5 protein-coding genes and 3 rRNA genes (1 of these 8 cut by a window edge) are annotated in these 8758 nt (G+C 63.0%); 4 read left to right on the top strand and 4 right to left on the bottom strand.

Annotated features, from left to right (window positions below):
• From ACM62G_RS11180 to ACM62G_RS11165, 4 genes are all read left to right on the top strand, one after another.
• Positions 1–744 (top strand): 23S ribosomal RNA (locus ACM62G_RS11180) (it extends 2147 nt beyond the left edge of the window).
• 149 nt (positions 745–893) lie between these two features.
• A 5S ribosomal RNA gene (rrf, locus tag ACM62G_RS11175) occupies positions 894–1009 on the top strand.
• 109 nt (positions 1010–1118) lie between these two features.
• Positions 1119–1234 (top strand): 5S ribosomal RNA (rrf, locus tag ACM62G_RS11170).
• Positions 1235–1550: 316 nt separating this feature from the next.
• Complete coding sequence (locus ACM62G_RS11165) at positions 1551–3431, top strand: methyl-accepting chemotaxis protein (protein ID WP_273825292.1); 1881 nt, start codon at positions 1551–1553, stop codon at positions 3429–3431.
• A 93-nt stretch (positions 3432–3524) separates the two neighbouring features.
• On the opposite strand, the gene ACM62G_RS11160 is transcribed toward ACM62G_RS11165, so the two are convergent.
• From ACM62G_RS11160 to ACM62G_RS11145, 4 genes are read right to left on the bottom strand one after another with little or no spacing between them, the layout of a single operon-like run.
• Entirely contained in the window at positions 3525–3992 is a 468-nt protein-coding gene (locus ACM62G_RS11160; protein ID WP_273825404.1) for an SRPBCC family protein, read from the bottom strand.
• 29 nt (positions 3993–4021) lie between these two features.
• On the bottom strand, positions 4022–7441 hold the full coding sequence (locus ACM62G_RS11155; RefSeq protein ID WP_419737167.1) for an amino acid adenylation domain-containing protein: 3420 nt from the start codon (positions 7439–7441) through the stop codon (positions 4022–4024).
• Positions 7438–8385 carry a diiron oxygenase gene (locus tag ACM62G_RS11150; protein ID WP_419737166.1) on the bottom strand — a complete coding sequence of 316 codons (948 nt, stop codon included), beginning with the start codon at positions 8383–8385 and terminating at the stop codon, positions 7438–7440. The genes ACM62G_RS11155 and ACM62G_RS11150 overlap by 4 nt, the downstream gene beginning before the upstream one ends.
• On the bottom strand, positions 8382–8558 hold the full coding sequence (locus ACM62G_RS11145; protein WP_239688152.1) for a DUF3050 domain-containing protein: 177 nt from the start codon (positions 8556–8558) through the stop codon (positions 8382–8384). Before ACM62G_RS11145 ends, ACM62G_RS11150 begins: the two co-directional genes overlap by 4 nt.
• Positions 8559–8758: the final 200 nt, after the last annotated feature.

Here is an 8758-nt window from a genome sequence, read left to right as displayed (position 1 = left end):
CATTCTTGAAATACCACCCTGGCAACTTTGAGGTTCTAACTCAGGTCCGTTATCCGGATCGAGGACAGTGTATGGTGGGTAGTTTGACTGGGGCGGTCTCCTCCTAAAGAGTAACGGAGGAGTACGAAGGTGCGCTCAGACCGGTCGGAAATCGGTCGCAGAGTATAAAGGCAAAAGCGCGCTTGACTGCGAGACAGACACGTCGAGCAGGTACGAAAGTAGGTCTTAGTGATCCGGTGGTTCTGTATGGAAGGGCCATCGCTCAACGGATAAAAGGTACTCCGGGGATAACAGGCTGATACCGCCCAAGAGTTCATATCGACGGCGGTGTTTGGCACCTCGATGTCGGCTCATCACATCCTGGGGCTGAAGCCGGTCCCAAGGGTATGGCTGTTCGCCATTTAAAGTGGTACGCGAGCTGGGTTTAGAACGTCGTGAGACAGTTCGGTCCCTATCTGCCGTGGACGTTTGAGATTTGAGAGGGGCTGCTCCTAGTACGAGAGGACCGGAGTGGACGAACCTCTGGTGTTCCGGTTGTCACGCCAGTGGCATTGCCGGGTAGCTATGTTCGGAAAAGATAACCGCTGAAAGCATCTAAGCGGGAAACTTGCCTCAAGATGAGATCTCACTGGAACCTTGAGTTCCCTGAAGGGCCGTCGAAGACTACGACGTTGATAGGTGGGGTGTGTAAGCGCTGTGAGGCGTTGAGCTAACCCATACTAATTGCCCGTGAGGCTTGACCATATAACACCCAAGCAATTTGCGTCGAATGAGCAGATTGCGGTGTATGAAGACGAAGTGAACCGAAAGTTTGCCACGCACAAAGCACCAAAGACTGTCACGTACCCGATTCGCTGGAGCGTTGCCCAGGCAACGAGCTGGCTACCGAATTTCTTGACGACCATAGAGCATTGGAACCACCTGATCCCATCCCGAACTCAGAAGTGAAACGATGCATCGCCGATGGTAGTGTGGGGTTTCCCCATGTGAGAGTAGGTCATCGTCAAGATTAAATTCCAAAACCCCTATCTGCGCAGGCAGGTAGGGGTTTTGTCTTTTTGTAGAAGTTCCTCATTTTGCTGGGGCGTTGCACGAGCAACGAACCGGCCACAGAATTTCTTGACGATCATAGAGCATTGGAACCACCTGATCCCATCCCGAACTCAGAAGTGAAACGATGCATCGCCGATGGTAGTGTGGGGTTTCCCCATGTGAGAGTAGGTCATCGTCAAGATTGAATTCCGAAACCCCTATCTGCGCAGGCAGGTAGGGGTTTTGTTTTTTCCGGCTACTCTCTCTGGACACCGTCCGTCTCACCCCCGTATTTTCCCCCTGACCTGGGAGCACGAATCAGCACGGGCTATCTGCCCTCTCGTCGGCGAACCGCGACATTTGCGATAAGGCCATTAAGTTTTCTGCCGATGATGCCGACAAGAGGAAGAGCCGTGCGTGCACCAAAGTAGAGCACCCATGGACGGTCATCTGCGCTACTGAAGGGACTGTCGCATCGTGTACGCACCCCCAATCTTCGGCATGAGAAGTTCCGTGAAATGAATCTTAAATTCAGCCATAAAATCCTGCTGGCCGCTTCCGGTGTCGTGGTTCTGGCCTTTGCGCTGTTCACCCTCTACAACGATTACCTGCAACGCAGCACCATCAGGCAGAACCTCGAATCATCGGTCGAGCAAGCGGGCGACCTTACCGCCAGCAGTGTGCAGAACTGGCTGAGCGGGCGGATCCTGGTGCTGGAAAACCTCGCGCAGAACATCGCGCACCAGGGCAGCAAGGCCGATTACCCAGGCCTGGTGGACCAACCGGCCTTCACCTCGAACTTCCAGTTCACCTACGTCGGCCAGACCGACGGCACCTTCACCCAGCGTCCCGACGCGAAGATGCCGGATGGCTACGATCCACGTCAGCGTCCCTGGTACAAGGCCGCCGTAGCGGCCGACAAGACCATGCTCACCCCGCCTTACATGGCCTCGGTCGGCGGGCTGGTGGTGACCATCGCCATGCCGGTGAAAGGCAGCGGGCAACTGCTGGGGGTGGTCGGTGGCGACCTGAGCCTGGAAACCCTGGTGAAGATCATCAACTCGGTGGATTTCGGCGGGATCGGCCACGCCTTCCTGGTCAGCGGTGACGGTCAGGTGATCGTCAGCCCCGACAAGGACCAGGTGATGAAGAACCTCAAGGACATCTACCCGGGTTCGGCCCCTCGTATCGCCAAGGGCATCCAGGAGGTCACCCTGAACGGCCAGGAGCGCATCCTGTCGTTCACCCCGGTGGTGGGCCTGCCGTCGGCTGACTGGTACATCGGCCTGTCCATCGACAAGGACAAGGCCTACGCGCCACTGAGCAAGTTCCGCACCTCGGCACTGATCGCGATGTTCATCGCGGTGGCCGCCATCGCGGTATTGCTGAGCCTGCTGATCCAGGTGCTGATGCGTCCGCTGACCACCATGGGCCGGGCCATGCAGGATATCGCCCAGGGTGAGGGTGATCTGACCCGTCGCCTGCACATCGTTCACAAGGACGAGTTCGGCGAATTGGCCGGCTCCTTCAACCAGTTCGTCGAGCGGATTCATGCCTCGATCGCCGAAGTGTCCTCGGCCACGCGCCACGTACACGACCTGTCCCAGCGGGTGATGAACTCCTCGAACGCCTCGATCATCGGCTCCGATGAACAAAGCGCGCGGACCAACAGTGTCGCCGCCGCCATCAACCAGTTGGGTGCGGCCACGCAGGAAATCGCTCGCAATGCCGCCGATGCCTCGCAGCACGCCAGCGGTGCGAGCGAGCAGGCCGACGATGGCCGCCAAGTGGTGGAACGCACCATCCAGTCGATGACCGAGCTGTCGCAGAAGATCAGTCTGTCCTGCACCCAGATCGAGACCCTGAACGCCAGCACCGACAACATCGGGCACATCCTCGACGTGATCAAGGGCATTTCCCAGCAGACCAACCTGCTGGCCCTCAACGCCGCCATTGAAGCGGCCCGTGCCGGTGAGGCCGGACGGGGTTTTGCCGTGGTCGCCGACGAAGTGCGCAACCTGGCGCACCGTACCCAGGAATCGGCGGAGGAGATCCACAAGATGATCACCTCGTTGCAGGTCGGCTCCCGCGAGGCGGTGACCACCATGAATGCCAGCCAGGCCTCCAGCGAGGAGAGCGTCGAAGTCGCCAACCAGGCCGGTGCGCGACTGATCAGCGTGACCCAGCGGATCGGCGAGATCGATGGCATGAACCAGTCGGTGGCGGCCGCGACCGAAGAGCAGACGGCGGTGGTCGAGGCTCTCAACCTCGACATCACCCAGATCAACCTGCTCAACCAGCAGGGCGTGGCCAACCTCAACGAGACGTTGAAGGACTGCGATGCGCTGGCACAGCAGGCGGGTCGCCTGAAGCAGTTGGTGGACAGCTTCAAGATCTGATTCCGGCCGATAGTCCGCTCCTGCGAAAGGGTAGGGGCGGCGTCAGTAAAAAGCTGTTCGCGGGCTTGCCCGCGAACAGGAACACCAGCGTCCTCAGCTCAATAACGTCCGCACATTCCCCATCGCCTCATCGGCGAACTCCTGGATGAAACGCCGAAACCCCGGCGTCCCCTGGGCGCTGGCCGCCGCCGGTTCGGCGATGATGGTCCAGGTCGCCCGGCAGCGCTCCTGCGCCAACGGTTCGACGCTCATCATCGCCCACAGTTGGCCAACCCCAAGCGTGTTGTAGAGCGTGGTCCAGGTCATGCGCATTCCCTGTTCGTCACGGCTGTTGAGCTGTTCGACCACCACGTGGCCGTCCTTGAACGACTTCTTGCGCAGCGCGCCCACGCCTTCGCCAATCATCTCGATATGCGAAAGCGCCGTGACGAACACGGCGAAGCCGGCAAAGTCGCCGACCATGGCCCAGGCGCTGGCGGCGTTGGTGGGGAGCTCGACCGTGGACGTCACGGCCTCGCCTCGAGGGTTGCGGATCAGGGTATCGGGTTGCAGGGAGTGCATCATGATGTGCTCCAGGTGGTTGTGGTGAATCAGATGAATCGGATCTGCCTGAGGTAGTCGCAGCCCTTGCGCAGCAGCGCCGCACTCTTGACCGGATAGGTCGCCCCCATGCGCCGCACGCCGGCCTCGGCCTGGCTGTGCTCGATCGTCGAGATGTCGCCGATGTCTTCTTCGAAACCGTTGAGGTAGAAACCCAGCACCTCGAACAGCGCGTTATCGCGCTCGACCCGCTGCAGTTGCCGCTGCCACTCGGCGACGCTGACCAGCCGGAACGCGTGCCCGGCCTCGCGGAACGCCGCGACGTAGTCGTTCCAGCTCAGCGGTTGCGGGTTGTGCAGGTTGAAGACACCGGTGCTGTCCGGCAGGCGTCGGCTGTGGGCGGCAATGAAGCGGGCGAGGAAGTCCACCGGCATCAGGTCGAAATTGAGCGCCAGGGCCGGCACCTGGCCCAGTTGCAGTGAGCCCTTGAGCATCAGCAGCAGGCGATTGCGGTGCGGCTGGCAGACGCCGTTGCGACTGTTGAAGGCGATGTTGCCGGGACGGAAGAGATTGACCCACGCGCCTTGCTCGCGAGCCCGCTGGGCAATCCGTTCTCCGACCCACTTGGACAGGTTGTAGCCATTGCGGATGTAGATCGGCGGCGTCTCGGCCGGCGGTTGTTCCAGCACCCGGCCCTGGTCGCTGACCCGGCTGCAGGCGGACAGACTGGAGATGAAGTTGAAGATCTTCTTGCTGCGCCCCTCGCACAGGCGCAGGCACTCGAACAGCGGAGCGACGTTGTCGGGTGCCAGCGCCTCGTAGTCGAGCACGTGATTGACGTGGGCGGCGTTGTGGATCAGTACCCCGAACTCGCGGTCGATGCGTTCGTACACATCGTCGGCCAGCCCCAGGTGCGGCTGGCGGATATCCGCAGGGTAGACCCGCACACGCTCCAGGTTCAGGTGCTCCAGGCGGTTGTCGCGCAGGGCCCGGGCAAAACGCGCGGCGGCCGGCTCGCTGGCGCTGTCGCGGACCAGGCAGGCGATCTCGCTGACGCCCTCAGCCAGCAGGGCCTCGACGAGGTGCACGCCGACGAAGCTGTTGGCACCGGTCAGCAGCACCTTGCCGCGGTCACCGGCACGCTGCGCCGGCAACGCCTGCCAGTCCAGCCCGCGTTCGGCATCGACCCGTATCCGCGGGCTCAGTGCCCCAGCGGCCGACTCGCCCCTGACCAGCACCGCCAGCCGACACAGTGTCGGCTCCTCAATGAAGCGGTTGATGGAGATGCCATGCCCGTAACGGGCGCGAATGCCCAGCAGCATCTTCGACAGCAGGATCGAATGCCCGCCCAGGTTGAAGAAACTTTCATCGGTGGCGATCCCCTCGGCCGGCAATCCCAGCAAACTGGCCCAAAGCCCCTGCAACCAGGCCTCGTCGGCATTGGCCGGCTGCCGCAGGCCTGGACTGCCACCCAGCCGGACCGGCAAGGCCAGCAGCGCCCGGCGGTCGACCTTGCCATTGGCAGCCATCGGCAACGCTGCCAGTTCGACATAGGCGGCCGGGTGCATGTAGTCCGGCAGGTAGCGCTCGACATACTGCCTGAGGGCTTCGCGGTGGCGGTCGGCACTGGTCGGCTGGGCCAGGTAGGCGCGGACCTGCCGACGGCTGTCGATAACCACCGCCACCTGGCGGTACAAGCGGCTGTCGCGCAGGCAGCGCTCGATTTCCTGCGGCTCGACCCGAAAGCCGCGGATCTTCACCTGGTGGTCCCGACGCCCGCAGAACTCGATCCCCTCGGCGGTCCACCTGGCCAGGTCGCCGGTACGATACGCCCGCAGTGCCGGGCCGCCGCCGGGGCGCAGTTCGATGAAGCGCCCGGCGCTCCGGTCCGCAGCGTTCAGGTACCCCAGGCTGACACCCGGCCCGACGATATGCAATTCGCCGACCGTCTGCTCGACTACCGGCTGGCCGCATTCATCGAGAATGAACACCTGGCTGTTGGCGATCGGTCCGCCCAGGCTGCGGTGGCCGGTGTCGGTGCGCCACTGCCGCGCGGTGATCAGCACCGTCGCCTCGGCAGGGCCGTAGAGGTTATGGAAATTCGTCTGCCCGGCGAGGCGTTCGATGATCCACGGCTCGCAGACATCACCGCCGGTCAGCAGATGGCTCAGGCCCAGCGGCGGCTCCAGCGGCAGGAGGCCGAGCAGCATCGGCGGCAGGAAGGCATGGCTGATCCGTTGCCCGCGGATCAGTCGGGCGAGCTGTGCGGGATCGCGTCGCTGATCCTCGCTGGCGACCACCAGTTCGGCGCCCTGGATCAGGCTGGGGAAGATATCGATCAGTGACGCATCGAAGCCCGGTGTCGAGAACTGCAGCACCCGGTGTCGGGCTTCGAGTTCCACGTAATCGGCATACCACGCGCAGAAATGGGCGAGGTTGGCCTGGCTGAGCAGGATGCCCTTGGGCTGGCCGGTGGTGCCCGAGGTATAGAGCGCCAGACACGGCATTTGCGCGGTGAGGGCACGGCGTACCAGGGATGCGCCCAATGAGCCGTCGTCGCTACGCACGGTGGAGACATCCAGCGAGGGCAGGCGCTCACCCAGCGGGTGCCGGCCATCATGCAGCAGCAGGGCGGCCCCGGCGTCCGCCAGGATGAACTGCTGGCGCTGCAGTGGCTGATTCGGGTCCAGGGGCAGGTAGACCGCGCCACAGCCGAGAATGGCCAGCAGGCTGGCGTAGAAGGTCGGTGTCTTCGCCAGGCACAGGCCGATCACGGCGGGCTCTTCACGGCTGTCCAGTCGGGCGAGGGCTGCCAGCAGGCGCTCCTGGATCGCCAGGCCGTGGGCATGCAACTGGCGGTAACGGGTCACCGCGCCGGCCACATTCAGGGCCGGACGTTCGGCGAACTGCCGCAGACTGTCTTCGATCCGCTGGATCACCGGCACGGCTGCCAGGGCCAGCAGTTCGGGCCGGGCCGTGTGGTTGAGGCGGTGTTCGAAGGCCAGTGACTCCAGGGCCGACAGCGGATGCTCGACGCCACCGGGCGGTGGGGTGATGGAGGGGACTTCAAGAAAATAGCCACGCTCACGGGCGAAACGGCTGACCAGCAGCGCACCCAGTTCCACCAGCTCACGACTTGCTGCCAGCCGCAGGACCTGGCCATTGCCGCTGTCGTCCCGGGCTAGCGGTTGGCGCCGGATCAGTCGTCCGTCCTGCCAGCAGCGCAGGGCCAGCGCCGGCAGCGGGCCGGGCGCCAGCGGGCCGTACTCCAGGCGCAAGCCAAGCCGCGGCGCGTTGCCGCCCGCCACCGGCAGCGGCTGGCTGCCATCCTCGATCAGCAGGTCGGCAGCCCAAGGCCGGCTTGCGTCGCCGCTCTGGTGCCGGATCACATGACCCTGCTGCTCCAGCTCCCTCTTCAGGTCATCCAGCACCTGGCTGTGCCCGACCAGGAGGATGTCGAGGCGTCTCATGATGTGCTCCCGGGCTGGAGCAGATAGTCACCCAGCGTCTCCTGCACGCAGGCAGAGTCCAGCAGCGAACTGTTGCGCAGGAAGCGCACGATATTGATCACCAGCGGGTGATGCCGATTGAGCGGGTAGGCCAGGCTGGCGGCTTCGCTCCTGAGGGCCTGGCGGATCGGCTCGCCGACCGGCAGGTGTTCGATGACAGTGAAGTCGAAGGCTTTCTGCAGGTCGTTGGTCAGGTAATGGACGATGAACACCGGCAGGATCTCGGCAAGCGCTTCACGATCCGCCTCGCTCGCACCCTGCCAGTAAAGCTGTACCAGGCGGGTCCAGAACCCGGCATGACGGCCTTCGTCGAGCAGGTGGTCGGCCATCAGCCCCTTGACCGAAGCCTTGACCGACCCCTCCTGGGCGAAGGCTGCAACATCGTTGGTCACGGTGTTTTCCGCCATCGCCACGCAGATCAGCTCGACGGCGCCGCGCAAGTGTTCCGGCGCCATGCCCAGGGCTGCCGGTATCGCGCGGCTCAGCTCGATCTCGCCGGGCATCGCCAGCGGCTGGATGCCGGTGAGGGCGATGGTCTGCTGCATGAAGTCCATTGCCGCCAGGGCGTGGTAATCCTCATCCACCACCACCGTCATGGCGGCATAGCGGCAGGCCAGCGGGAAGCGGATCGGGAAGCGGTCCTTGGCAATGCGCCGTGCGGTACGGTCGACGATCTCGGTCTCGAAAATCACCACATCGTTGATGAACTTGTAGAGGCTCTGGGTCAGCACGAAGTCGCGCTGCTCGGGGCAGTGGGCGAGCAGGGTGCCACTGTTGGCCAGGGGTTGGCGGCTGAGCGGGTAGATCAGCCGGTCATCGTCCTCCAGCAGGCGCCGCGGACGGGTACGGATGCTGGCGCGGTTTTCCCAGGCCTCGACGAAGGCGCTGTAGTCGGCGGCGTTCATGAGGCGACTCCGATGGGCTCGGCCCGCAGTTTCAGGAGCACGGCGTCCCACACCGCGAAGACATGGCTTTCCATGAAGCGCATAAGTCGTTTCAGTGAATCGACTTCACTGAAAACAGGATGCTCAAGTAATTGTGCCTGTTCATATTCGAGGCGTTTTTCATAAATATTCATTGGCCACCTTGGTGGTTGGTAAGTTGGATGGCGATAAACAGCCGATTCCATACATTGCTGCCATGGGCTGAATAACAGGCGAACGAAGGCCTCAATCGGTAATTGAAAGTCGAGAGGCCTGAGGCAGCAGCATGGATGACCGGTCTGAGCCATGCGCCACAGCGCTGCGAGGGCAGGGCTGGGGTGCGTGTTTCCGGTTA

The sequence above is a fragment of the Pseudomonas sp. COR18 genome (assembly GCF_048568395.1).
Lineage (GTDB): Bacteria > Pseudomonadota > Gammaproteobacteria > Pseudomonadales > Pseudomonadaceae > Aquipseudomonas > Aquipseudomonas fuscovaginae_B.
The sequence above is the reverse complement of the archived record's forward strand: the minus strand, read 5'-3'. Positions and strand labels throughout refer to the sequence as shown.